Annotated in this window: 25 protein-coding genes; 19 read left to right on the forward strand and 6 right to left on the reverse strand. The window is 39.0% G+C overall.

Annotated features, from left to right (window positions below):
* Positions 1–476: 476 nt before the first annotated feature.
* Positions 477–2816, reverse strand: coding sequence for a Tex family protein (locus B6258_RS15530; protein ID WP_099076006.1), 2340 nt, complete (start codon positions 2814–2816; stop codon positions 477–479).
* Positions 2817–2997: 181 nt separating this feature from the next.
* Between B6258_RS15530 and greB the strand changes: the two genes are divergently transcribed.
* From greB to B6258_RS15585, 11 genes are all read left to right on the forward strand, one after another.
* Positions 2998–3477, forward strand: a complete 480-nt coding sequence (gene greB, locus B6258_RS15535; protein ID WP_099076007.1) for a transcription elongation factor GreB — start codon at positions 2998–3000, stop codon at positions 3475–3477.
* Between the two features lie 149 nt (positions 3478–3626).
* Positions 3627–4349 carry an osmolarity response regulator transcription factor OmpR gene (ompR, locus tag B6258_RS15540; RefSeq protein WP_023583230.1) on the forward strand — a complete coding sequence of 241 codons (723 nt, stop codon included), beginning with the start codon at positions 3627–3629 and terminating at the stop codon, positions 4347–4349.
* Entirely contained in the window at positions 4346–5686 is a 1341-nt protein-coding gene (gene envZ / locus B6258_RS15545) for a two-component system sensor histidine kinase EnvZ (protein ID WP_099076008.1), read from the forward strand. Before ompR ends, envZ begins: the two co-directional genes overlap by 4 nt.
* Positions 5687–5899: 213 nt before the next feature.
* Positions 5900–6940 carry a phosphate ABC transporter substrate-binding protein PstS gene (gene pstS, locus B6258_RS15550; RefSeq protein ID WP_099076009.1) on the forward strand — a complete coding sequence of 347 codons (1041 nt, stop codon included), beginning with the start codon at positions 5900–5902 and terminating at the stop codon, positions 6938–6940.
* Between the two features lie 76 nt (positions 6941–7016).
* A complete protein-coding gene (gene pstC / locus B6258_RS15555) occupies positions 7017–7976 on the forward strand; it encodes a phosphate ABC transporter permease PstC (RefSeq protein ID WP_099076010.1) in 960 nt (319 codons plus the stop codon).
* Position 7977: 1 nt separating this feature from the next.
* On the forward strand, positions 7978–8880 hold the full coding sequence (gene pstA / locus B6258_RS15560) for a phosphate ABC transporter permease PstA (protein ID WP_099076011.1): 903 nt from the start codon (positions 7978–7980) through the stop codon (positions 8878–8880).
* A 29-nt stretch (positions 8881–8909) separates the two neighbouring features.
* On the forward strand, positions 8910–9686 hold the full coding sequence (pstB, locus tag B6258_RS15565) for a phosphate ABC transporter ATP-binding protein PstB (RefSeq protein WP_006534565.1): 777 nt from the start codon (positions 8910–8912) through the stop codon (positions 9684–9686).
* Positions 9687–9700: 14 nt separating this feature from the next.
* Complete coding sequence (gene phoU / locus B6258_RS15570; RefSeq protein ID WP_099076012.1) at positions 9701–10435, forward strand: phosphate signaling complex protein PhoU; 735 nt, start codon at positions 9701–9703, stop codon at positions 10433–10435.
* Between the two features lie 214 nt (positions 10436–10649).
* Positions 10650–11489 (forward strand): ABC transporter substrate-binding protein, encoded by an 840-nt coding sequence (locus B6258_RS15575; RefSeq protein WP_099076013.1) that lies wholly within the window; start codon positions 10650–10652, stop codon positions 11487–11489.
* Between the two features lie 107 nt (positions 11490–11596).
* Entirely contained in the window at positions 11597–12334 is a 738-nt protein-coding gene (locus tag B6258_RS15580; protein WP_099076014.1) for an amino acid ABC transporter permease, read from the forward strand.
* Between the two features lies 1 nt (position 12335).
* A complete protein-coding gene (locus tag B6258_RS15585) occupies positions 12336–13082 on the forward strand; it encodes an amino acid ABC transporter permease (protein WP_099076015.1) in 747 nt (248 codons plus the stop codon).
* Positions 13083–13210: 128 nt separating this feature from the next.
* Here the strand turns inward: B6258_RS15585 and B6258_RS15590 are convergent, their stop codons facing one another.
* From B6258_RS15590 to B6258_RS15600, 3 genes are all read right to left on the reverse strand, one after another.
* Positions 13211–13498 (reverse strand): DUF2645 family protein, encoded by a 288-nt coding sequence (locus B6258_RS15590; RefSeq protein WP_099076016.1) that lies wholly within the window; start codon positions 13496–13498, stop codon positions 13211–13213.
* A 423-nt stretch (positions 13499–13921) separates the two neighbouring features.
* Complete coding sequence (locus tag B6258_RS15595) at positions 13922–14326, reverse strand: DUF1240 domain-containing protein (protein ID WP_099076017.1); 405 nt, start codon at positions 14324–14326, stop codon at positions 13922–13924.
* Positions 14327–14328: 2 nt separating this feature from the next.
* Positions 14329–14733: a DUF1240 domain-containing protein gene (locus tag B6258_RS15600; RefSeq protein WP_099076018.1), complete on the reverse strand. Its 405-nt coding sequence runs from the start codon at positions 14731–14733 to the stop codon at positions 14329–14331.
* 69 nt (positions 14734–14802) lie between these two features.
* Between B6258_RS15600 and B6258_RS18575 the strand changes: the two genes are divergently transcribed.
* The 4 genes from B6258_RS18575 to B6258_RS15620 all read left to right on the forward strand — a co-directional run bounded on the left by B6258_RS18575 (position 14803) and on the right by B6258_RS15620 (position 17631).
* The gene (locus tag B6258_RS18575; RefSeq protein ID WP_099076144.1) at positions 14803–14880 is read left to right on the forward strand and encodes a type II toxin-antitoxin system YoeB family toxin; all 78 of its coding nucleotides are present in this window, start codon (positions 14803–14805) and stop codon (positions 14878–14880) included.
* Between the two features lie 156 nt (positions 14881–15036).
* Positions 15037–16395, forward strand: coding sequence for an NCS2 family permease (locus B6258_RS15610; RefSeq protein WP_099076019.1), 1359 nt, complete (start codon positions 15037–15039; stop codon positions 16393–16395).
* Positions 16396–16613: 218 nt separating this feature from the next.
* Positions 16614–16988: a hypothetical protein gene (locus B6258_RS15615; protein WP_099076020.1), complete on the forward strand. Its 375-nt coding sequence runs from the start codon at positions 16614–16616 to the stop codon at positions 16986–16988.
* A 184-nt stretch (positions 16989–17172) separates the two neighbouring features.
* Positions 17173–17631, forward strand: a complete 459-nt coding sequence (locus B6258_RS15620) for a hypothetical protein (protein WP_099076021.1) — start codon at positions 17173–17175, stop codon at positions 17629–17631.
* On the opposite strand, the gene B6258_RS15625 is transcribed toward B6258_RS15620, so the two are convergent.
* A complete protein-coding gene (locus B6258_RS15625) occupies positions 17632–18183 on the reverse strand; it encodes a GNAT family N-acetyltransferase (protein WP_099076022.1) in 552 nt (183 codons plus the stop codon).
* A 2-nt stretch (positions 18184–18185) separates the two neighbouring features.
* Positions 18186–19658 carry a glycosyltransferase family 39 protein gene (locus B6258_RS15630; protein ID WP_099076023.1) on the reverse strand — a complete coding sequence of 491 codons (1473 nt, stop codon included), beginning with the start codon at positions 19656–19658 and terminating at the stop codon, positions 18186–18188.
* A 188-nt stretch (positions 19659–19846) separates the two neighbouring features.
* Between B6258_RS15630 and yihI the strand changes: the two genes are divergently transcribed.
* The 4 genes from yihI (at position 19847) to feoB (ending at position 25025) form a co-directional block, all read left to right on the forward strand.
* Positions 19847–20344, forward strand: coding sequence for a Der GTPase-activating protein YihI (gene yihI / locus B6258_RS15635; protein ID WP_099076024.1), 498 nt, complete (start codon positions 19847–19849; stop codon positions 20342–20344).
* Between the two features lie 224 nt (positions 20345–20568).
* On the forward strand, positions 20569–22014 hold the full coding sequence (locus B6258_RS15640; RefSeq protein ID WP_099076025.1) for a DUF4026 domain-containing protein: 1446 nt from the start codon (positions 20569–20571) through the stop codon (positions 22012–22014).
* A gap of 398 nt (positions 22015–22412) precedes the next feature.
* On the forward strand, positions 22413–22649 hold the full coding sequence (feoA, locus tag B6258_RS15645; RefSeq protein ID WP_036914344.1) for a ferrous iron transporter A: 237 nt from the start codon (positions 22413–22415) through the stop codon (positions 22647–22649).
* A gap of 48 nt (positions 22650–22697) precedes the next feature.
* A complete protein-coding gene (gene feoB / locus B6258_RS15650) occupies positions 22698–25025 on the forward strand; it encodes a Fe(2+) transporter permease subunit FeoB (RefSeq protein ID WP_099076026.1) in 2328 nt (775 codons plus the stop codon).
* Positions 25026–25038 lie beyond the last annotated feature (13 nt).

Here is a 25038-nt window from a genome sequence, read left to right on the forward strand (position 1 = left end):
ATAACCCAATAAAGGTGAAATAAACCCATAGATATTCATTCTATTAATTAATAGAAGAGTTGATATAAACGGAAATAATGCTTTTCAGTTTTAGCTCGAGGGCGTCACTCTTAAAACCTCAGTGATAATAAGGTTAAAAGGCTACCAACTCTTATTTGATAATATAAAGGCAATCGGCGACGGGGAGAATAGACGATGGGTGATAAAAATAATAACAAATAAATATAGAGATAAAACAGAGAATGCTTTATCTATTATTTTTTCAATATCCCTTAAGTCAGCTTAAAATTAAACCTATAAAAAATAGAAGATAATTTATATTACTTTGCTATTTAATTAGTTCTTATAAATATCTTTATCTACAGAAAGAATCTAAATAAGGTGTAATAAAAAACGTGATATAACCAATATTGGTTATATCACGCCCATTATTTTCGTTCTTTTTACCGACTAATACGGTAGCAATAAATGCGCTATTAGCGTTTTTTTCCAAATGCGGCGGCTAAAGCATCACCCATCGCACTATTTCCTGCATTATTACCATTATTCATTGGCTGACGGTTATTACGGGCGGGTTTTTGCCCTTTGTTATTCCTAATAGAATTCGGGGTATTTGATGATGATGGCTTCTTATCACTATCACCCGCGACTTCATCTAAACGCATAGTCAGTGCAATACGTTTACGAGCTAAATCAACCTCAAGCACTTTAACTTTAACAATATCTCCGGTTTTCACCACAGTATGTGGATCTTCAATAAATCGATCAGCTAAAGAAGAGATATGAACCAAACCATCTTGGTGTACACCGATATCAACAAATGCACCGAAATTAGTTACATTAGTCACCGTGCCTTCAAGGATCATACCACTGACTAAGTCATTCATTGTTTCGACACCTTCAGCAAAAGTCGCAGTTTTAAACTCTGGACGTGGGTCGCGCCCCGGTTTTGCTAACTCTTTTAAGATGTCATTAATCGTTGGTAGACCAAATTGCTCCGTAATAAATGCTCTTGCGTCTACTTGTGAAATTAAAGCGCTGTTACCCATTAAATCATCAATTTTTTGATGGGTAGATTGCAGAATATTTTCAACAATAGGATACGCTTCTGGGTGAACTGTTGAGGCATCAAGCGGATTTTTACCATCACGAATACGTAAGAAACCAGCACATTGCTCAAAAGCTTTCGGCCCTAAACGCGCCACTTTGAGTAACTGTTTTCTATCAACAAAACGACCGTTTTCATCGCGCCAGTTAATAATATTTTGAGCAATTGATTGGCTAAGCCCTGCAACTCGCGTTAATAACGGTACTGATGCTGTATTTAAGTCAACACCAACGCCATTCACACAGTCTTCAACGACAGTATCAAGTTTTCTCGCTAATAATGTTTGGCTAACATCGTGCTGATATTGACCCACACCAATTGATTTAGGATCAATTTTTACAAGTTCAGCCAGAGGATCTTGTAAACGGCGCGCGATAGAAACCGCACCACGGATAGAAACATCTAAATCAGGGAATTCATTAGCTGCAAGCTCTGACGCTGAATACACAGAAGCACCCGCTTCACTGACAATCACTTTTTGTGCTTTTACTTCTGGATAGCGTTTTACTGTTTCAGCAAAAAAGCGTTCGGTTTCACGAGAAGCTGTACCATTACCAATCGCCACTAACTCAACATTATACTTGATACATAACGCGGCTACACTTGCCGCCGCTTTATCCGCTTGTCCTGTGTGAGGATAAATTGTATCTGTGGCAATTAATTTACCCGTACTATCAACAACCGCAACTTTAACCCCCGTACGTAAACCAGGATCAAGTCCCATTGTGGCACGCATGCCGGCAGGCGCTGCCATCAATAGATCATTAAGGTTACGAGCAAAAACATTAATCGCTTCTTCTTCCGCTTTTTCTCGTAGTTGGCTCATCAATTCTGTTTCAATATGCATTAAAACTTTTATGCGCCAAGTCCAACTTACGACAGCTTTACGCCAGCCATCTGCGGGTTGATTATTTAAACGCAGCCCTAAATGTTCCGTAACCAGTTGTTCACCGTAACTCTCTTTGGGAGCTTCTTCAAACTGCGGATCTGGGTTAAGAGATAATTGAAGGATCCCTTCATTGCGGCCACGAAACATAGCTAACGCACGATGAGAGGGAACATTAGCGATAGGCTCATGGTGATCAAAATAATCACTAAACTTCGCTCCTTCAGCTTCTTTTCCGTCAATCACTTTGGCAACAAGATGCGCATTTTTCCATAGGTATTGACGAACTTTCGCCAATAATCCGGCATCTTCTGAAAAGCGTTCCATTAAGATATAACGTGCACCATCTAAAGCCGCTTTCGTATCATCAACACCTTTTTCGGTGTTGATATATGCGGTTGCCGCTTCTTCTGGATTATTTTGTGGTTCATTCCACAGTAAATCTGCTAAGGGTTCTAATCCATTTTCAATCGCAATCTGACCACGAGTACGGCGCTTAGGCTTATAAGGAAGATAGAGATCTTCAAGCTCTGTTTTACTTTGAGTTTCATTAATTGAAGAGCGCAGTTCTGGCGTCAGTTTTCCTTGTTCTTCAATTGATTTTAAAATTGTTTGGCGGCGATCGTTGAGTTCCCGAAGGTAACCGAGGCGAGTTTCTAATTGACGTAATTGCGTATCATCTAATCCGCCTGTGACCTCTTTACGATAACGGGCAACAAATGGCACCGTATTCCCTTCATCCAGTAACGTTATGGCCGAAAGGACTTGCTGGGGCTTAACAGAGAGCTCATCTGCAATAATTCGGCTTAATGATTCATTCATAAAATATTTACCTACCGAGAGGAATAGTTAAAAAAGATGGCTATTATACACGCAGAGCATTAAAAAAATTTGGCAAATTTCCCATCTAGCTCGACAATTATGAGGAAATTAACAGATTATTTTAACATTCACGCTATAGTATCTTTATGAAATTCAATGTTGATGATAGTTTTTATTCGTAATGGCAAAAAGTAACTATATTACTCGTGATGGCTGGTATGCCTTAGACAAAGAGCTAAAATATCTTTGGAAAGAAGAACGCCCGCGTGTTACACAATCGGTTTCAGAAGCAGCGGCACAAGGTGACCGTTCAGAAAATGCTGAATATATTTATGGAAAGAAGCGATTACGGGAAATTGATAGACGTGTTCGTTTTTTATCAAAACGTCTTGATGAACTAAAAATCGTTGACCCAGACCCTCGCCAAGAAGGAAAAGTCTATTTTGGTGCTTGGGTCACGCTTGAAGATGATGACGAAAATATCAAAACCTTTAGACTGGTGGGTCCCGATGAATTTGATCCAGCAAAACAGTGGATTTCTATTGATTCCCCTGTTGCCAGAGCGCTTATTGGTAAGCAAGTTGATGATGAAATTAGTGTGCAGACACCAGGTGGTGAAGTTAATTACTGTGTATTATCTATCAAATACCATTCGGAATAAGATAAATAAATAGTTTCATCCCCTTTACTAGAGCCAATTAACAAGTTTTATCTATAAATTATTAACATTTATTCTTTGGTTTTGGTTTAATATTCTTATCAATGATAGAATTCGCTAATAAAAGCATTTGCACTTCGGGAGCTTAAAAAATGCAAGAAAGTTATAAAGTGCTAATCGTGGATGATGATTTACGTCTGCGTTCACTCTTAGAGCGCTATTTGACAGAACAGGGTTTTCAAATCCGCACTGCTGCAAACGCCGATCAGATGGATCGGCTGCTCACTCGCGAATCTATCCATCTTATTGTGCTCGATTTAATGCTTCCTGGTGAAGATGGCTTATCTATTTGCCGCCGCTTAAGAAGCCAAAACAACCCTATCCCTATTATTATGGTTACAGCGAAAGGGGAAGAGGTTGATAGGATCGTTGGACTTGAAATTGGTGCTGATGATTACATCTCAAAACCCTTTAACCCAAGAGAACTACTGGCACGTATTCGTGCAGTTCTTCGTCGTCAAGCAAACGAATTACCTGGCGCACCTTCACAAGATAACGCCATTATCTCTTTTGGTAAGTTCAAGCTAAACCTTGGTACACGTGAAATGTTCCACGAAGAAGAGCATATGCCTCTGACAAGTGGTGAATTTGCTGTATTGAAAGTGCTGGTATCACACCCTCGTGAACCGCTTTCTCGTGATAAATTAATGAGCCTTGCTCGTGGTCGCGAATACAGTGCGATGGAGCGTTCAATTGACGTTCAAATTTCTCGTTTACGCCGCATGATTGAAGAAGATCCAACGCATCCTCGTTACATTCAAACGGTTTGGGGTCTTGGTTACGTCTTTGTTCCTGATGGAACCAGCGTTCAATGAGAAGGCTGAGGCTTTCCCCTCACAATAAGCTGACACGCTCGTTATTTCTGGTTATTTCGCTACTTTTTTTTAGCTTGATAGCCAGTTATATCGTTGTGCAGCACCTTATTGTTGGGCCAAGCCTTCAGCAATTTAATAAAGTATTAGCGTATGAAATAAGCACGTTAATGCCTGAAGAACTGATCCTAGTTGACGGCACTCCGCTAAAAATATCCCCCGCCTTACGCAATAAAATCTATAACGAATTGGGCATTTCTTTCTTTGATAAAAAAGTCGCACTTGAGGAAGGACTCTATTGGGCCAAAATAGATGATGAATTAAGTGAACAAATGACGGAGTATCTTGGGGGAAAAACCGAAATTTGGATCGAAAACACGCTGGAATATCCTGTTTTATGGGTCAATACACATATTTCCCCTTCTCTTTGGATCCGCGTACCACTGACTGAATTAGGGCAAAACTTTTTACTGCCTGTTTATCGACAAGCGATTATTTTTATTATTATCGTTGTCGCTTTTTTCTGGCTGTATAACCGTTTTCAAAATCGCCCACTCAATGAGGTGGAGTATGCCGCACGCCGCATAGGAAAAGGTGTTATTCCTCCTCCTATTCCTGAATCTGGCTCTTCTGAAATGCGCTCAATTATTCGTGCCTTTAACCAGATGTCGTCAGGCATTCGCTCATTAGACAATGATAGAACGCTTGTTATGGCAGGTGTTAGCCATGATTTGCGTACACCACTGACTCGAATTCGTTTAGCAACCGAAATGATGAGTCCCGAAGATAGTTACCTCGCAGACTCTATCAATAAAGATATTGAAGATTGTGATGCCATTATTGGGCAATTCTTAGACTATATGCGCACAGGTCAAGAGATGTCTTTAGAACTGTGTGATATGAATAATCTATTGCAAGAAGTCATTTCAGCTGAATCTAATTCAGGAAAAATCAGTGAAGAACATCTTTATTCTGAACCCATTAATATCACAGCTAACCCTATTGCTGTAAAACGCGCACTTGCCAATATGGTGGTGAATGCCACTCGCTATGGCAATGGCTGGATAAGCATTTCAAGTGGAAAAAATGAAGAATATGCTTGGTTCCAAGTGGAAGATGATGGCCCTGGTATTCCACAAGAAGATAGACAACATCTTTTCCAACCTTTTGTTCAAGGTGAACAAGCCCGTAGCTCAACGGGTGCAGGTTTAGGATTATCGATTATTCGCCGTATTATGGATGCTCATGGGGGTTATGTTGAGCTTGATGATAGCGTTAAAGGCGGGTTATTAATTCGTGCTAATTTTCCATTAAAAGAGCGCGAAGATGAGGATGATTAGACCGCTCTATTTCCCGTATTGAAGTGCTTTCTATTATGCCGCCTCCATTCTAATTTCTCTCCTCCTATAAATATTTCATCATTTTTTCGCTTTGTCATAAAACTGTCACAATTAAGACATTTAATTGTCATCAAACTGACCTATTGTCTGTGCGTACCGTAACCGAAGTTGATAGATGTCGAAATTTATTCTACCTATCCCACAGGAGGGATTATGAAACTGATGCGTACCACCCTGACTAGTGTCATTGCCGCTGCGTTTTCAATGACCGCTCTTTCTGCACAGGCAACGACCTCGCTGACTGGTGCTGGCGCAACGTTCCCTGCCCCAGTTTATGCTAAATGGGCAGATTCCTATCAGAAAGAAACGGGTAACAAAATTAACTACCAAGGCATTGGCTCCTCTGGTGGTGTTAAACAAATCATTGCAAATACCGTTGATTTTGGTGCTTCTGATGCGCCATTAGCAGACGACAAATTACAAGCTGACGGTTTATTTCAATTCCCTACCGTGATTGGTGGCGTTGTTATGGCGGTCAACATTCCTGGAGTCAAATCAGGTGAGCTGACCTTAGATGGCGACACTATCGGTAATATCTATCTAGGCAAGATCCAAAAATGGAACGATCCTGCCATCACTAAACTCAATCCTAGCGTAAAATTACCAGACCAAAATATCGCGGTTATTCGTCGTGCTGATGGTTCAGGAACATCTTTCGTTTTCACGAGTTATTTATCAAAAGTAAATAGCACATGGAAAGATGAAGTCGGCGCTGGTTCTACCGTTAAATGGCCGACAGGCTTAGGTGGAAAAGGGAATGATGGTATCGCAGCATTCGTTCAACGTGTACCAGGTTCAATTGGTTATGTTGAATATGCTTACGCGAAACAAAACAATCTTGCTTATACTAAATTAGTCACCGCTGACGGCGAAGCAATCGCGCCGACAGCAGACAGTTTCAGTGCTGCGGCAAGAAAAATTGATTGGAGCAAAAGCTTTGCACAAGACCTGACTAATCAGAAAGGTGAAAACGCATGGCCGATTACTTCAACCACCTTTATCCTTGTACATCAAACACAAAAAGATGCAGTGAAAGGTAAAGAAGTCCTGAATTTCTTCAACTGGGCTTATGACAAAGGTAATCAGGAAGCGAAAAACCTAGATTACGCAGTATTACCCACCGAAGTTGTAGAACAAATTCGTGCAGCATGGAAAACAAGTATCAAAGACAGTAATGGTAAACCGATTTACTAATAAAACGGCAACCATTAAGAGATAAGTTAACGTTCACCCCCTGCTACACAGGGGGTAATAAATTAAAAGAGGCTTTATGGCCGAGTATACAACGGTAATAAAGGCCCCTAGTAAACGAGGGGACGTTATTTTCAGCGCACTGGTTCGTCTAGCGGCGTTGATTACACTTTTGCTTTTAACAGGTATCATTGTTTCACTGATTTTCGCCTCATGGCCAAGCATTCAACAATTCGGCCTTTCATTCTTATGGTCGAAAGAGTGGGATCCTCCTGCTCAGGAATTTGGTGCGCTAGTGCCTATTTACGGTACTATTGTTACCTCAGTCATCGCACTGGTAATTGCCGTTCCTGTCAGTTTTGGTATCGCTCTTTTCTTAACTGAATTAGCCCCTAATTGGCTAAAACGCCCGTTAGGTATCGCTATTGAGTTACTCGCGGCTATTCCAAGTATTGTTTATGGTATGTGGGGACTATTTGTCTTTGCACCACTCTTTGCAACCTATTTCCAAGAGCCCGTAGGCAATGTGCTTTCTTCCATTCCTATCGTTGGCGAACTTTTCTCTGGCCCTGCTTTTGGTATTGGTATCTTAGCTGCGGGGGTTATCCTCGCTATCATGATCATTCCTTATATCGCTTCTGTAATGCGTGATGTGTTTGAACAGACACCGGTCATGATGAAAGAGTCTGCCTACGGCATTGGCTGTACAACATGGGAAGTGATTTGGAATATCGTTCTACCTTATACCCGTAATGGCGTTATTGGCGGTGTTATGTTGGGATTAGGACGTGCTTTAGGTGAAACTATGGCAGTAACCTTTATCATCGGTAATACCTACCAATTAGACTCTGCCTCATTGTTTATGCCGGGTAACAGTATTACATCTGCATTAGCGAACGAATTTGCTGAAGCAGAAACGGGATTACACACTGCTGCATTAATGGAATTAGGGCTTATCCTGTTTGTCATCACTTTTATCGTTCTTGCGATCTCTAAGTTTATGACATTACGTTTAGCAAAAAATGAAGGGGCGCGCTGATATGTCTAAAACATCCTCTTCTTCATTACGCGTTCAAACAGAAAACGAACTGCGTGTACGTCATAAACGCCAACTTTGGCGTCGTCAAAAAAATCGTATCGCGCTGTTTTTATCTGTCTCTACTATGGCATTTGGTCTTTTCTGGTTAACGTGGATTTTATTCTCTACCTTCACCAAAGGCTTTGATGGCATGTCACTGGCGCTTTTTACTGAAATGACGCCTCCGCCGAATACTGATGGTGGTGGATTGGCAAACGCCATTGCGGGTAGTGGATTACTGATTTTATGGGCAACGGTTATTGGAACACCGCTAGGTATTCTTGCAGGGATTTATCTTGCAGAATATGGTCGTCGTTCATGGCTTGCTGAAACAACCCGTTTTATTAACGATATTTTGCTGTCAGCACCATCAATCGTTGTCGGACTCTTTGTCTACACCATCGTTGTTGCACAGATGCAGCACTTTTCAGGATGGGCTGGGATTATCGCATTAGCGTTACTGCAAATTCCTATCGTTATTCGTACCACTGAGAATATGTTGAAGTTAGTCCCTGATAGCTTACGCGAAGCCGCTTACGCATTAGGAACACCCAAGTGGAAAATGATCTCTAAAATCACCTTAAAAGCCTCGGTATCAGGCATTATCACAGGTGTGTTATTAGCGATTGCACGTATTGCAGGTGAAACTGCACCACTGTTATTTACTTCACTATCAAATCAATTCTGGAGCACAGACTTAAACGAACCGATAGCCAACTTACCAGTGACTATCTTTAAGTTCGCCATGAGTCCTTTTGCACAATGGCAAGAGCTTGCTTGGGCTGGCGTATTACTTATCACCCTCTGTGTTCTATTTATCAATATTATTGCGCGCGTGCTGTTTGCTAAACGCAAGCACGGTTAACGCAGAAAGTTAAGCAAGAGAGACGTTGAATGATTATGGCTAATGATAACGCAGGAAATAAAATTCAAGTTCGTGATTTGAACTTCTACTACGGTAAATTCCATGCGCTGAAAAATATCTCTTTAGATATTGCCAAAAATAAGGTAACTGCATTTATCGGCCCTTCTGGCTGTGGTAAATCGACCTTACTGCGTACTTTTAATAAAATGTATGAGCTTTATGGCGAACAACGTGCAGAAGGCGAAATTCTGCTAGATGGCAACAACATTCTGACAGATAAGCAAGATATTGCGCTATTACGTGCCAAAGTCGGAATGGTGTTCCAAAAACCAACACCTTTCCCGATGTCAATTTATGACAACATCGCCTTTGGTGTACGCTTATTCGAAAAATTGTCTCGTGCTGATATGGACGAACGTGTTCAGTGGGCTTTGACTAAAGCCGCATTATGGAACGAAACCAAAGATAAATTACATCAGAGTGGATATAGTCTATCTGGCGGTCAACAACAGCGTTTATGTATCGCGCGCGGTATCGCTATTCGTCCTGAAGTTTTATTACTTGATGAGCCTTGTTCAGCACTAGACCCAATCTCAACAGGTCGTATTGAAGAACTTATCAGCGAGCTCAAATCAGAATATACCGTGGTTATCGTGACACATAACATGCAACAAGCGGCACGTTGTTCTGATTACACGGCATTTATGTATTTAGGCGAGTTAATTGAATTTAGCGATACGGATACGTTATTTACGCGTCCTGCGAAAAAACAAACTGAAGATTACATCACTGGGCGTTATGGCTGATAACGAGGCAATAAATGGATAATTTAAATCATAATAAGCATATTTCTGGTCAATTTAATGCTGAGTTAGAGCATATCCGTACCGAGCTGATGGTTATGGGTGGGCTTGTTGAAGAACAACTCAAAAAAGCCATTACAGCAATGCATAATCAAGACCAAGCATTGGCAAATGAAGTTATTCAAGGTGATCATAACGTCAATATGATGGAAGTCGCCATTGATGATGCGTGTATGCGAATTATTGCTAAACGCCAGCCAACAGCGAGTGACTTACGTTTAATTATGGCGATATCAAAAACAATCGCTGAGTTAGAACGTATTGGTGATGTTGCTGAAAAAATCTGTAAAACGGCGCTTGAAAAGTTTTCACACCAGCATCAACCTCTACTCGTGAGCTTAGAATCGTTAGGTCAACACGCCATACAAATGCTTCATGATGTTCTTGATGCGTTTGCGCGTATGGACTTGGATGAAGCCGTACGTATCTATCGTGAAGACGCTAAAATTGATAACGAATATGAAGGCATCGTCCGTCAATTAATGACTTACATGATGGAAGACCCTCGCACCATTCCAAGTGTGCTAACTGCACTATTTTGTGCGCGTTCAATCGAACGCATTGGCGACCGTTGCCAGAACATTTGTGAGTTTATTTTCTATTACGTGAAAGGTCATGATTTCCGCCATTTAGGAGGCGATCAAGTAGAAAAAATGCTGACAAAAAGTGACGACAGCAACGCCTCTAAATAAATTTCTCTCTCTTTTTCTTCTCTTCAAAACAGCGACGTTGAGGTCGCTGTTTTTTTATTCTCTCATAAATTAATACCGTTCTAGCTCAACGCTTTTCCTCACCTTATTCCTTAAAAGTATATCTATATCAATTTTTATTATTTTATGAACTTAGATCAACTTGATAGCGTGATATCCAACATAACGATGATAATTCTTTTCTTTGGGGTGAATAATGAAATTACGTGTTTTGGCAACCGCATTAATTGCAGGCTCAGTGCTTTTCTCTGGTGTTGCAAAAGCAGATAAGCTCGATGATATAAAAAAAGCAGGTGTAGTACGTATCGCGATTTTTGATAGCAATCCTCCTTTTGGATTTATTGATCCTCAAACCAAAAAACTGGCCGGTTATGATGCAGATATCGCCAATGAGATCGCCAACGATTTAGGTGTAAAACTGGAGCTACGTCCAACAAATCCAGCAAACCGTATTCCTCTTTTAAGCTCAAAGAAAGTCGATTTAATTGCCGCTAACTTCACCATTACCGATGAACGCGCTAAGCAAGTTGACTTCTCTGTGCCTTATTTTGCAACTGGACAAAAATTTATTGCACGTAAGGGAGTACTAACAAACCCTGAACAAATTCACTCTCTGCGTATTGGTGCCGATAAAGGTACCGTTCAAGAAATTACTTTACGTGAACGCTATCCTGATACCAAAGTGATCTCTTATGACGATACACCACTCGCTTTCGCTGCATTACGTAACGGTAACGTACAAGCCATCACGCAAGATGATGCAAAACTCGTGGGTTTATTAGCAAATTTACCTGATGCTGTAAAAGCTGACTTTGAAATCTCACCATTTAGCATTACGCGTGAATACCAAGCAGTTGCAGCAGCTAAAGGTGAAGAGCGTTTAATTAATGAAATCAATAACACGCTATTAAGATTAGAAAAAGAAGGCAAAGCAGACGAGATCTACAATCGTTGGTTTGGTCCTGAAACAAAATCAGCGCAACCTCGTGGTGACTTTAAATTTGCCCCACTGTCAGAGCAAACACCACAATCTTGATCCTTAAAGCGTAATAACTTTCTTCTTTCATTAAAAACAAAGTTATTCCTTTATTAAAACACCTACCCCGCTTCTGCGGGGTTTGGTGTCTACAATAGGCCTACACTATGTTTGAGCAATTTCTTTCACATTACCTTCTTGAACCACACTATTTAAGCTGGCTCTGGAGTGGTTTTCTAATCACCTTACTTATCTCTTTTTGGACTATAGTCATTGCAACATTAATGAGCTTCGCCCTTAGTGCTGCAAGAGATAGCACTTTTACACCATTACGCTGGTTAGCTACTGCTTATACGTCACTGTTTCGTAATACGCCACTGTTAGTGCAGTTGTTCTTTTGGTATTTCGCATCAGGAGAAATTCTGCCGCAAAGTGCCATGATGTGGCTAAACACGCCTCATGAAATTTCCTTTCTAGGATTAACGCTTGCTTGGCCTTCTTTTGAGTTTTTAGCTGGCATTGTGGGTCTGACATTTTACTCAACCCCATTTATTGCCGAAGAGCTAAGAGCGGGTATTCAAGGTGTTAAACAAGGGCAGAAATATGCCTCTTTAGCGCTCGGGTTAACACCGTGGCAATCTATGCGTTATGTGATTTTACCTCAAGCCTTTCGTATTGCTCTGCCGCCTTTACTGGGTCAATACATGAATGTAATAAAAAACTCATCACTGACGATGGCTATTGGTGTTGCGGAGCTTTCTTATGCATCAAGACAAGTCGAAACAGAGTCATTACGTACCTTTGAAGCCTTTGGTGTCGCAACCATTCTTTATATTGCGGCGATAGCCTTAATGGAGGCTTGGGGACAATGGCATCAGCAACGTAAATTAGCACAAGGGTATTAATATGGACTTTACTGTTATTGCTGATAACTGGCAGTACTTACTTTTTGGTGCTTATCCTGACGGGCCTTTAGAAGGCGCAGCGTTGACCATCTTTATCAGTATCATTGCGGGTATTGCATCTATTATTTTAGGTACATTAGGTGGCATTGCGCTGGCAATGCTCAGAGGTATCTGGGTTAACCTTTTTGCGGCTTTTTTAGGGTTTTTCCGTGCTATTCCTGTCATTATGTTGATATTTTGGGTCTATTTTCTATTGCCTGTTGTATTGGGAATGGAAATACCTGAAATCACCACAGTCATTTGTGCACTCGCTTTAATTACATCGTCTTATATTGCGCACGGTGTCAAAGCGGGTATTTTGGCGATTGGCAAAGGGCAATGGCAGGCAGGATTATCTTTAGGCTTTAATCGCTGGCAAGTACTATGGTATATCGTATTACCCCAAGCATTGCGCATGATGGTGCCTTCATTTATAAATCAGTGGATAGCCTTAATTAAAGATACTTCATTAGCTTATGTGGTGGGTGTAGGCGAGCTTTCGTTCTTAGCGACGCAAGTCAATAACCGCAGTATGGTTTATCCAATGGAAGTCTTTTTATTTGTGGCCTTCGTCTATTTTGTTCTCTGTTTCTCATTAGAAATTATTGCCAATAGAGTGGCTAAATTATTCTCAACACAAAAAGAGAAACGCCCTTTTTGGCAAATGATGTTGCCGTTTAAACGAAAATATCCACTCCCTATTAATTGAGACTAATTAAATTAAGGTTTTCTGGCTGTTTACGATACACCTCTGGTGGGAGGTGGTTTAAACTCTCATGAGTTTGTGCCCACTTCCCCCGTTTAACATAATGGGTCTTATCGAAACTAAGAAGTTTTTTAGCAAAAAGTAAATCTTAAAAAAAATGACCATGTCATATATATAATTACAATTAACATATAGCCCCATCTTACTTTTTTATTCCTTTCAAAAAAAAGAAACAAGGTGCTCGGTATTAATATTAAAATAGGCTCAATAACATACCTACCCCCTAACGGAAGCTGACAAAGATTTTCTACATCACTATCTCCAACCATCCATTCATAGTCAGATATTGAAAGGATTTTGATTAATAGTAATAAGAAAATAAAATATAGAAATACAACTATTTTAAGCATTATTTTCATATCACAAAATACTGAGAAGTATTTTAATTCTATCTCTATTCTCTAAAGCTCGCCTGCCGTAGGATGTCCTCTCAGGTCTTTCCGTCATGGTTAAATATTTTCCATCATATAATTTATGTGCGATAAATAATATGGCTCATTAAACATAGCATGTCCACACCCCATTAATTGAAACAGATTAAATTAGAATTTTATAACGGTTTACAACATTCCTTTAATAAGAGATGGTTTAAACTCTCATAAGTTTGGTTTAGATTATCATTCTGCTAACAAAACCAAGCTTATTAAAAGCTTTTTACTGTAGCTTATCCAGTTGAATATGGCATAACTCAATTTAATTATTTTTACAATAATTCAATAGTTCTGATTAAATAGACGTTATTCAGAGAAATAAATAAAAAGGTTTCACTAAAAAATTTTAGGCTAATAACGGCATAGCTTTGGTGATACCACATAAGTATTTGATTTAGCCGAAGGCCCTTTTTTACAAATAAAATATCCCTGAGAGACAAGATCATATCTCACATAAAGATTAAAAAAGGTGCCAAATAGAAGACCAAAAATGAAAATCAACACTGTGATTATCGCAAGTTTGTTATTAATTTTTATTATTTTTTCTTTGATAGCAGACATCAGCAATAGATAAAATAGATAACAAAAAAAGGGTGATAGAAAAGGCATACTTGCGGTAACAAAATAAAAATCTATTTTTTCTGCTAGAAAAAAATAATTAGCATAATCTCCTAATGATGAAACAACACAAAAAAGAAAGAGAGGGATCATAATAAATGAAATTAAATAGATTCTATCTTTAGTTTCAATATCCATGATTAATGACACCTATTTAATGATTTAACATAGAGATTAGATTCTGTAAAAGTGCTTTTTTCACAAATAAAATAACCTTGAGAAAGTAGATCTTTTTCAACATAGTCAGAAAAGAAAAAGCTAAAAAATGCACCAAAAATAAAAAACAAGAGAAAAGAGAACATTATTTTTTCACTTCCTTTTATTGTCCTCTTTTTGGATGGTGGAAAAACCAATAAATAGAGAAGATAGAAAACTGCAGGTGCCGTAAATAAAAAAACAGATGTTTTGAATGAGGATCTAATTTCTTCAGCGAGAGAAAAATAATGAATATAACTTTCTATTGAAATAAATAGCTCCATTGAGAAAATAACGAATATAACACCTGAAACCAAATAGATTATCCTTATTATATTCTTACCTGACATTCCTAACTCCTTATTCTATTCCTAAAACAATCTCCGTGTATATCATTAAGTACTTACTTTTGTACTTAAATCACTGATGAACATCGTCTCATCTACCGTGTTACTGATCCCGCTATAGAAATTGCATCATGTCGATACCATTATTAATCCCCTTACATTTATCCAATTTAACCCTTAAAGGATATCAACGTATTTTCAAGTTTCCTATTTCCTCTTTACGCAATCGATTACTTTTTTAGATGCAGTTCTGGTTTTATTTGTGTAGGATAAAGCGAAAAACATTTTTTTTGGGATCTTTTGTCTATGAGCATGTCATCACCAAATTCTGGTTCACAGGGTTTGCTCCAACGTGTGTTTAAGCTACAAGAACACGGTACAAACGCTCGCACTGAACTAATTGCGGGTATCACGACTTTCTTAACGATGGTTTATATTATCTTCGTTAACCCTCAAATCCTCGCTGCTGCCAATATGGATATCAAAGCCGTCTTTGTAACAACCTGCTTAATTGCGGCTTTTGGTAGTATTTTAATGGGATTAGTGGCGAATTTACCTATCGCTGTTGCCCCTGCAATGGGCCTAAATGCCTTCTTTGCCTTTGTCGTTGTTGGCGCAATGGGCTACTCATGGGAAGTCGCTATGGGTGCAATTTTCTGGGGTGCAGTAGGGCTATTTTTACTGACTCTCTTTCGTATTCGTTATTGGATAATTGCCCATATTCCACTGAGTTTACGTGTTGGTATTACGAGCGGTATTGGCCTGTTTATCGCCATGATGGGGCTAAAAAACTCCGGTATTATTATTCCTAACAACGATACCATCGTTACTATTGGTAATTTTGCCTCTCATAACGTGTTATTAGGTGCCTTAGGCTTTTTTATTATCGCCATTCTTGCCGCTCGTAATATTCACGCGGCTATTCTTATTTCTATTGTTATCACCACTGTCATTGGTCTTCTCTTAGGGGATGTTCAATATCAAGGTATCTTTGCGATGCCACCTTCCATCACTACTGTGGTCGGTAAAGTGGATATTGTCGGTGCGTTAGATATCGGCCTTTCTGGTGTCATTTTTGCCTTTATGTTAGTTAACTTATTTGACTCATCAGGCACATTAATTGGTGTCACGGATAAAGCGGGTTTAACTGATGACAAAGGCAAGTTTCCACGCATGAAACAAGCATTATATGTCGATAGCTTAAGCTCTGTTGCAGGCTCAGCAATGGGAACATCTTCTGTTACTGCTTTTATCGAAAGTACGTCAGGGGTTTCTGTTGGTGGTCGTACAGGTTTAACGGCGGTTGTTGTCGGTATTCTTTTCTTACTCGCGATCTTCCTATCACCACTTGCAGGCATGGTACCAAGCTACGCAACGGCTGGCGCACTGATTTATGTGGGTGTGTTAATGACATCAAGCCTAACGCGCGTAAAATGGGATGATTTAACAGAATCCGTACCTGCCTTTATCACCGCAGTAATGATGCCATTTAGCTTCTCAATTACCGAAGGTATTGCGCTTGGTTTTATTGCTTATTGCGTGATGAAAGTGGGTACTTTCCGCTGGAAAGAAATTAACCTGTGTGTTGTGATTGTTTCACTGCTATTTATTTTAAAAATATTACTAATTGATACCCATGTTATTGATTTGAATAATCTTTTCTAAATCACACTCTAAAGCAATAGTCTCCGGACTATTGCTTTTTCTATTTTTTATCAAGTAATAATTTTTGCTTTATTTTTAAACATCTCTAAAATACTATAAAGGGAACGTTATGGTTGTTTATAATGGTATGTAATAAATAATTCTATTAATAGTTATATTATTTACCAACATTATATTCATCATAATCACTTTAAGTTTACTAATTATTAGGAGGAGAAATGAATAAACGTTCACCTCATACAATAGCAAGTAGAACTATTCTAATTGGTGAAATTAAAGATAGTGAAGGTGTTAATTTCGAAGTTAGAATAATGAAAGAACGCGAAACAAGGCCTAGAGTTTTAATCCTTAATGATGGTTGGGAAAAAACGGCTATTTGGGATAATGTTTATCCTATTCTTGAACTTCAATTAGCACCCTCTAAAAATAAAAAAGGATTTAGTGTTGTATCTGAATCTTTTTCAAATAAAATAAATAATAAATATAAAGTACAATATGAAAAGCTTTTTAATCATAGAAAGCTTAAAAGAATGATTAAAACGTTTAACTTACAGCATAAAAAGGCTCGAATGAATACCTCCCATTTTAATTGATCGTCATGATAAACGACTTATTTACCCAGATAATAGTGGGGATTTTGGTGAAATAGATGAATTAGGTGTAATTTTAGATAATGACCAAAAAGAATATGTATTATTAAGAGAAAAAGTAAGCATTGAATTAAATCGGCTATATGTTAAAGATATAAAAAACAATATTGTTGTTGCTAATTATATAATGACTTTTAATTTATCTACACCAGTATTATTTTCACCTAATTTACCTCAAATAGAATCTGCCTATGTAGATAATGAATATCGTTCATTAGGCATTTCAGTTGCAATCTATTTAAAAATAATTGAAATTTATGGTGGCGTAATTAGTGATACTCAGCAAACGCTGGGGGGAATGAGTTTATGGGCAATTGGTTTATCAAATTCAGAAAATATTACGCTTTACGTTATGCATTGTCATAATAATACACTATCACATAAATACTTTTCTGATGGTGAATTGATGCTTTATGAATGCGATAGAAAATCTCTCATAACAAACAGCGCTTATATTTGGAGTAGACCTTCTTCAATAGATTTTAATGTTGATCTCGCCTTCTTAGAAAATTTAAATATTCCAGAAGGCGATTTTGGCGAAAGGATCGTTTTACTTGCAATATCAAGCCTAACAGAGAGCATCTAATTAGGCTTTATCTATAACTGGCAATAACAAACCAAAAATAGCAGAATCAGAAACCTCATCACCCACTATCCAACGCTGTTTAAGATAACCTTCTTGCTCAAAACCTAATTTCGCTAGCAACGCAGCGGATGCTTTATTATCAGGGTGAATATCCGCCTCTAAACGACGAACCGATAAATGCGTTTGGAGATACGTAATAAACGCTGTCATGGCTTCTTTCATAATACCTTTTCCTTGATAAGCCGTATCAAGGCAATACCCTATTTCACCCCGGCGTGAATTAGGGTAATGATTAAAGAAAACACACATGCCCATAAGCGCATTTGTTGCTTTATCTATCACGGCTAAACGCAGATACTCTTTTCTTTCCATATGCGTGATATCTTGAATGATATCTTCCTGCGCTTCTTGTAGTGATTGCCAAGGGAGATGACTCCAGTAGCGCGTCACTTCAGGTGAACTCATGATCTTAAACCAATCTTCAGCATCTCCCATTTCAAAAGGACGCAATCTCAATCTTTCTGTTTCAACCTGAATATCCGCGTAACGCATCTCTACTTTTCCTTATGTGTTTTTGGCGCCACAAAAGCAATACAAACCGGCTCGGCGATGGCATCTGGTTCAGCACGAAACATTATCTCTTGAGTATCGGCTATTTTTAAACTCGGCCAGTATTTTAATCCTTTATCAAAAGAAGCTTTTTCACAGTAATAGCCCACTTCGCTGATCAACACGACGCCTTTCTCTTCTAATTGTTGAAGCGTGATATGACGATTATAGATATTAGGTGGTTGCACATTTTCTTCTAATACCCAAGGCTGGGACGATAATGGCCTATCTTTACCATAAAAAGTCACCCATTCATGCATATACTCACCGCCCACATACGCAAGCGGCGTGTGATAATGCTGATGCCAAGCTTGTTCAACATCTTGCACAAAGGTTTTTACGCCAATAAATTTTTGACCAGCATTACGCACATTAGCGGCTTGAACGACAGTATAACCAGACACAACCAACATACCGAAAACGCCTAAACCATACAGTGCACCACGTAATGAACGTTTAGGCATTACACTAATTGAGCCGACAAAAAGCACCGTCGCAATTGACATAAAGGGTTGCAGCCACTCGCTGATACGCCCCCCCTCATGGAAACTAAACCAAATAAAAATAATCGTTAATGGGAACAAAAAAATAAAATTAAGTAATTGGCTATCTTTAGAAGCAGACCAACTCACACGTCCACCATAAAAACGTAAAATCCCCCACATTAAAATCACAGGGTAAAAAACCGTCAATGCAGCGCGAGTGGTGCGTAAATTAAAACGGCTTTCGATTTGTGAATCGACCCATTTAAACGCCGCAAAATCGGTTTGCCACAGCCAAATAAAATTGGGAATAACAAAAGCAAACCAAATAGCCAATGCCAAATAGAAATAGGGTGAACAATAACTTGCTCGCACTTTAGGTACAAAAAGGCTTGATAAAAACACAGAACCAATAAAAGCCAATGATGAATATTTCCCCATTGTGGCGATACCCATCGTAATCGCAAAACCAATCCAATATTTTTGATTGTCATTAATCGCACAAAGGAAAAAATAGAACGCCCACGCCCAACAACCAACTAGAATATAGTTATCGTTATAAGGGATAATATCAAAGTTGATAACGCCAGATAAATTAAGCGCCAACATAGCAAACCAAGCTAGATTAGTATTTTGTGTCAATTTGTAAGCTAAGTTCCAAACGCCTAATAGCCCAACGGCAATGACAATAAAGTGGATAAAATACCAATAAAAGCTAAAATCGATACCGCCGTAAATAGCGGGTGTCATTATAAAACCCACAAACCAGGGATTTTTGGGGGAACCCCACCCTCCGTTAGTGCCCCAATTGACAGCCTCAACGGCATCATAAGGCACAGTAGGGTCAAAGAGATAACTCACTAAGATCCAAAATGTCGCATAACCAATAACCCACCAATATACTGGTTTACGTAATTGTGCAGATGATAATGTCATAATAAATAGAAATTTAAGTTAATTAGTTTAGTTTAGTCGTTAATTGACGTCACAACACAGTAAAGTATAGTGAAACAAACCGCACATTGTACGTGAGCAAAAATTAAATTGTCTTAAATTTGCGCTTTTATTGAAAATTTGTTTCTGATAGATTGCGCAACCAAGAAGATCACTATCGAGTTACCATTATGAATATGATTAAAAGAAAGCCCGCAGCTAAAGCACGTAAGAAATCGCGTGAAGAGCTGAACGCGGAAGGACGTGAACGTAAACGTCAAAAGAAACACCGTGGCAATCCTGCCGGTAACCGTCAGCAGGAAGCAGAAAATAAACAGCAAGCAAAAAATACAGCGCCGAAAGATCCACGTATTGGTAGCAAAAAACCGATCCCTCTGATTGTGGGTGATGCACCAAAAGTTGCGAAGAAAAAACCTGCGCCAGTTAAAGCAGAGCCGGTTCGTTTAACGCCTGAGCAAGAATTAGACCTGTTAGAAAACGATGCACGTTTAGACGAATTGCTGTCTCGTCTTGAAAACGGTGAAAAACTCAACGCAGAAGAACAAGCTTATACTGAGAAAACCCTTGATCGCATTGACGAATTAATGGTTGAGCTAGGTATTGAGTTTGAAGATGATGATGATGAAGAAAAAACTGAAGACATCATGCAATTACTGAAAGGTAAATAATCAAAAGGCTAATTATTGCCTTGATTACCTTACATCTAACGGATATCAATAACTTATTGATATCCGTTATTTTTTATAGCTTTCTCTCTATTTTACTTTTCATTAATACTCATTATTAACAATAGATTAAATAACCCTCTCAAGCTCAGATAACGCCATCTATTCCTCTCTTGTTATACCTGATATCCTATTTTTCTATCTTTAATATACGAGTGATAAAAAATATGGATAACAGACAGCAGTACTTAGATATCGCAGCCGGGCAAGGAGAAAAAGTGCCCTCTCGTATAGTGGCCTTCCCTGCACAGCCACTAAACTATGCACTTATTGAACAACGCCTAGAAGAACAGACAGATTACACTGATGGCGAGATAAACTATCTAAGTGAAAATATTGACGACGGTTTTTTCTATCGTTGCCAGCATGGTGATAACGAGTTACATTTTTTTGTCTGTCTTTACCCTCGTGATGAAGATTACGAAATACGTCCAATGTATTCAACTGATGAACTCACACCACAACAACTCACACATGCGAATGCGACAACTCAAGATTTATTATTAGAAACACTTTTTACTGAAACCTTGCATCCTTTAGCAAGCTATCGCCATCAACTGAATTTTCTGAATATCATCGCACCTGAAATGGTCTTAGCATTAGATGAATCCGCAGCAGGTAAAGCATTAACACCTGAGTGGATCCGCTTCCAATTAGAAACGCCCGATCTCTATCCTGAAGTAGAAAGCTTGTATGTAATTCATGCTGTCTATGACACAGAAAATGATCCACCCACTATGTTCTGGTTCCATACTCATGGATTAGCACGTTGTGGCTTAACAGAAGTCGATTTAGTTATTCCAAGTATGCTTGAATCTTACTATGGTATTCCTGATCTCTTCCGTTGCTTTGTTAACAACAGTATTAATCATCGCCAAATTGAATTTGGTGAACCGATGCTTTGTGGTCAAACATCATCAGGCTTGGAATATCTTGTCGCATTACCTTTTGAAGAAGGTATTCGCCATATTAATCAATCAACCCCTCTCGAAAACCTTAGACCTTTAGAAGAGATGCGTTATGACACAGAAGGCGCACCAAATGGCGTTTTCTTGGGTGATTTAGCTGATCGTGATGAATATCATCAACATCCTTCTTCTATGCTATTTAGAACCAATGAAGAAAATCCTGTTTTAGAAACCTTCTTTAAAGGTTATGAAGAGCAACAAGCGATGATGCTACTGCGTAGCAATGAAGAAACCTATGAAATGTCTGAAAAAGCCAAGCGACGCTGGGAATACTTCGTTTCTATGTTTGATAACTACAATCAACCGCCTGTTGAGAAAAAAAGTGGTTTTCTCTCCAAGTTATTGGGAAAAGACAAACCGGAAGAGACCGAAAACCCTTGGCAGTTTATGATCAAATTCGGCATTCCTTATGGTGAAGAGGAAGAAAAAGAGCTAGAGCATATGTGGTTTGTGCCGCAGTCTCGTGATGGAGACACTGTTTATGCAAAACTACTCAACGTGCCTTTTTATGTTGAGGATATGCAAGAAGGTGAAATCTATCCTATTAACACCGCATTAATCACTGATTGGGTCGTTTCATACGAAGATGATAGTTATACCCCGAATAATATTTACCAACTTTTTAGCCACCAGCAAACCCACTAATTAGTGGGTATTTCACAAGAATAACGCGAGCTTTTCACTTAAGCTCGCGATCTTCATATTATTGAAATCTACGTTTATATTGCTACTCGTTAATATCATTAATTGATTGTTATTTTGTTGCTACATTGACATTTCAACTCTTCACATTCTGTTTTTGTCTAGTAACAGATAAGATAAACAGTCTATTTTCATCTCAATATCTTTTCTCTGGTTGATTTAAATCAAGTGTAGATAAGCGTAGACTAGGCTAAATTATACCCAATAAGGATAATTATAATTCTCATTAGCATTAAAAATATTTATTATAATTAACCTGACTATTGTTATGTGAATTCTCATACACGTTAATAATTATCAGTATCATTATTTTTTGTATCAATATTCGTGGAAGGACGATTATGTCTCTGATCCCAAATCACAGTTATAAAATCTTGAGCTACTCACCTCAGATTAGCCCTGCATACAGACAGAAATTATTATCTTTAGGTATGTTACCTGGCGCTGTGTTTAACGTTATTCGTATCGCACCACTGGGTGATCCTATTCAAATAGAAACGCACCGAGTATCCTTAATTTTGAGAAAAAAAGATCTCGCACTCATTAATCTTAGCGAAGTGGTTCATAACGAAAAATAATCGTTATTTCTCATTCAACCAGGCAAGACAACTATTGGCATCACTATTATGACTCCTCTCACTATAGGCCTTATCGGTAATCCCAATGCCGGTAAAACAACACTTTTTAATCAGTTAACAGGCTCTCGTCAGCGTGTGGGTAACTGGGCGGGTGTAACGGTCGAACGCAAAGTTGGTCGTTTCACAACGGCAAATCATAAAATTGAACTCGTCGATTTACCCGGAACTTACTCTTTAACGACAATTTCAGAACAGACATCGCTTGATGAGCAAATTGCCTGTCATTTCATTTTAAGTAATGAAGCAGACATGCTGATTAACGTGGTTGATGCATCCAATCTTGAGCGTAATCTCTATTTGACATTGCAACTGCTTGAGCTCGGTATTCCGTGTATCGTGGCATTAAATATGCTTGATATTGCAGAACACCAAGATATGCAAATTGATATCAAGGCGCTTTCAGAGCAATTGGGTTGCCCTGTTATTCCAATGGTTTCAACCAAAGCATCTGGCATTGATAAGCTCAAAGAAGCCATTGATACCTTCCCTGCTGAAAAGAAAAAACCACAAGAATTACTGACTTCTTATCCTCTATGGCTATTAAATGAAGTCGAAGCACTTGCTGAAAAAATTAATCATGATGAGTTTAATTTGCAGCAACGTCGTTGGATGGCATTACAGTGCTTAGAGGGCGATATCTATACTCATCAACGAGCCCAAGTCACTAGTGACGATATCAAAACCATTCGCCAACGAATTCAAGATGAACAGAATAATGAACCCGAATTAGTCATCGCGGATGCCCGTTATCAAAATATTGAGCGCATCTGCCATACCGTGATTAATATGGAAGCCATTAAGCCTAATATCCTGACACAAAATATCGATAAAGTGATATTAAACCGTTGGTTAGGTGTTCCTATCTTCCTCTTTGTCATGTATTTAATGTTTGTCCTCGCAATAAACATCGGTGGTGCTTTACAGCCTGCTTTTGAAGGTGGCTCCGAAGCTATCTTTATTCATGGTATTCAATGGATTGGTGCAACTTTTAACTTCCCTGAATGGTTGACAATTTTCCTTGCTCAAGGTGTCGGTGGCGGTATCAATACTGTTCTTCCATTGGTGCCACAAATCGGGATGATGTACCTCTTTTTATCTATCCTTGAAGACTCAGGTTATATGGCCCGTGCCGCATTTGTGATGGATAGATTAATGCAGGCTCTGGGTTTACCGGGTAAATCATTTGTACCACTAATTGTCGGTTTTGGTTGTAACGTACCTTCCATTATGGGTGCGCGAACTCTTGATGCACCAAGAGAGCGATTGATCACCGTATTAATGGCACCGTTTATGTCTTGTGGTGCTCGTTTAGCCATCTTCGCGGTATTTGCGGCAGCTTTCTTTGGTAAAAACGGCGCAAGTGTTGTTTTCTCACTTTATCTTCTGGGTATTGTGGTTGCTATCCTCACAGGCTTACTACTAAAACACACCATTATGCGCGGTGAAGCCTCGCCTTTCGTGATGGAACTGCCTGTTTATCACGTTCCACACCTAAAAACGTTACTGATGCAAACATGGCAACGTTTAAAAGGCTTCGTTGTACGTGCAGGTAAAGTCATCATTATTGCGAGTATGTTTATTGGTGCGCTAAACAGTTTTACCTTCTCAGGTAAACCGGCAGATAACATCAATGATTCTGCATTAGCTTCTGTCAGTAAAGTGATCACACCATTACTGCAACCTATTGGTGTTCACAATGATAACTGGCAAGCAACGGTTGGTTTAGTCACTGGTGCCATGGCAAAAGAAGTGGTTGTGGGAACATTAAATACCCTCTATACCGCAGAAAGCATTGTTAATGAGCCATTTGATCCTGAAGAGTTCGACTTGTGGGGAGAAATTGGTGATGCATTTGGTGAAACATGGGATAGTTTAAAAGAGACGTTCACTTTAGCCGCACTTTCTAACCCAATTGAAGCCAGTAAAGGTGATGGTGAAATGGATAGTGGCACAATGGGAACGATGGGGGCAAAATTTGGCTCAGGCATTGCTGCTTATAGCTACTTAATCTTTGTTTTACTGTATGTACCTTGTGTTTCAGTAATGGGTGCTATCGCTCGTGAAACCAGTCGTGGCTGGATGACCTTCTCTATTCTTTGGGGATTAAATATTGCTTACTCACTGGCGACACTGTTCTATCAAGTCGCGACCTTTAGTGAACATCCACAAAGCAGTGGCATAACCATTGCCGCAGTGGTTATCTTCAACTTAATTTTGTTTATCTTATTGCGTAATGCACGTAGTCGTCTAACAATTAACTTAAGCAATAAGCCTTCATTGGCTAAACAATGTTGTTCAAAAGGTAGTTGTCACTAAGTGACAAAGGAAA

Origin of the sequence: Proteus alimentorum, assembly GCF_002607735.1 — a bacterium.
Lineage (GTDB): Bacteria > Pseudomonadota > Gammaproteobacteria > Enterobacterales > Enterobacteriaceae > Proteus > Proteus alimentorum.

Bases quoted from the DNA above. Each gene is read 5' to 3' on its own strand.
- B6258_RS15630 (WP_099076023.1), bottom strand. From the start codon at position 19,658: ATGACATTATCATCTGCACAATTACGTAAACCAGTATATTGGTGGGTT.
- pstC (WP_099076010.1), top strand. From the start codon at position 7,017: ATGGCCGAGTATACAACGGTAATAAAGGCCCCTAGTAAACGAGGGGAC.
- pstA (WP_099076011.1), top strand. From the start codon at position 7,978: ATGTCTAAAACATCCTCTTCTTCATTACGCGTTCAAACAGAAAACGAA.
- phoU (WP_099076012.1), top strand. From the start codon at position 9,701: ATGGATAATTTAAATCATAATAAGCATATTTCTGGTCAATTTAATGCT.
- yihI (WP_099076024.1), top strand. From the start codon at position 19,847: ATGAATATGATTAAAAGAAAGCCCGCAGCTAAAGCACGTAAGAAATCG.
- feoB (WP_099076026.1), top strand. From the start codon at position 22,698: ATGACTCCTCTCACTATAGGCCTTATCGGTAATCCCAATGCCGGTAAA.
- B6258_RS15615 (WP_099076020.1), top strand. From the start codon at position 16,614: ATGAATAAACGTTCACCTCATACAATAGCAAGTAGAACTATTCTAATT.
- pstS (WP_099076009.1), top strand. From the start codon at position 5,900: ATGAAACTGATGCGTACCACCCTGACTAGTGTCATTGCCGCTGCGTTT.
- B6258_RS15580 (WP_099076014.1), top strand. From the start codon at position 11,597: ATGTTTGAGCAATTTCTTTCACATTACCTTCTTGAACCACACTATTTA.
- envZ (WP_099076008.1), top strand. From the start codon at position 4,346: ATGAGAAGGCTGAGGCTTTCCCCTCACAATAAGCTGACACGCTCGTTA.
- B6258_RS15600 (WP_099076018.1), bottom strand. From the start codon at position 14,733: ATGTCAGGTAAGAATATAATAAGGATAATCTATTTGGTTTCAGGTGTT.
- B6258_RS15590 (WP_099076016.1), bottom strand. From the start codon at position 13,498: ATGAAAATAATGCTTAAAATAGTTGTATTTCTATATTTTATTTTCTTA.
- pstB (WP_006534565.1), top strand. From the start codon at position 8,910: ATGATTATGGCTAATGATAACGCAGGAAATAAAATTCAAGTTCGTGAT.
- B6258_RS15585 (WP_099076015.1), top strand. From the start codon at position 12,336: ATGGACTTTACTGTTATTGCTGATAACTGGCAGTACTTACTTTTTGGT.
- B6258_RS15610 (WP_099076019.1), top strand. From the start codon at position 15,037: ATGAGCATGTCATCACCAAATTCTGGTTCACAGGGTTTGCTCCAACGT.
- B6258_RS15625 (WP_099076022.1), bottom strand. From the start codon at position 18,183: ATGCGTTACGCGGATATTCAGGTTGAAACAGAAAGATTGAGATTGCGT.
- feoA (WP_036914344.1), top strand. From the start codon at position 22,413: ATGTCTCTGATCCCAAATCACAGTTATAAAATCTTGAGCTACTCACCT.
- B6258_RS15620 (WP_099076021.1), top strand. From the start codon at position 17,173: ATGACTTTTAATTTATCTACACCAGTATTATTTTCACCTAATTTACCT.
- greB (WP_099076007.1), top strand. From the start codon at position 2,998: ATGGCAAAAAGTAACTATATTACTCGTGATGGCTGGTATGCCTTAGAC.
- B6258_RS15595 (WP_099076017.1), bottom strand. From the start codon at position 14,326: ATGGATATTGAAACTAAAGATAGAATCTATTTAATTTCATTTATTATG.
- B6258_RS15640 (WP_099076025.1), top strand. From the start codon at position 20,569: ATGGATAACAGACAGCAGTACTTAGATATCGCAGCCGGGCAAGGAGAA.
- B6258_RS15575 (WP_099076013.1), top strand. From the start codon at position 10,650: ATGAAATTACGTGTTTTGGCAACCGCATTAATTGCAGGCTCAGTGCTT.
- ompR (WP_023583230.1), top strand. From the start codon at position 3,627: ATGCAAGAAAGTTATAAAGTGCTAATCGTGGATGATGATTTACGTCTG.
- B6258_RS15530 (WP_099076006.1), bottom strand. From the start codon at position 2,816: ATGAATGAATCATTAAGCCGAATTATTGCAGATGAGCTCTCTGTTAAG.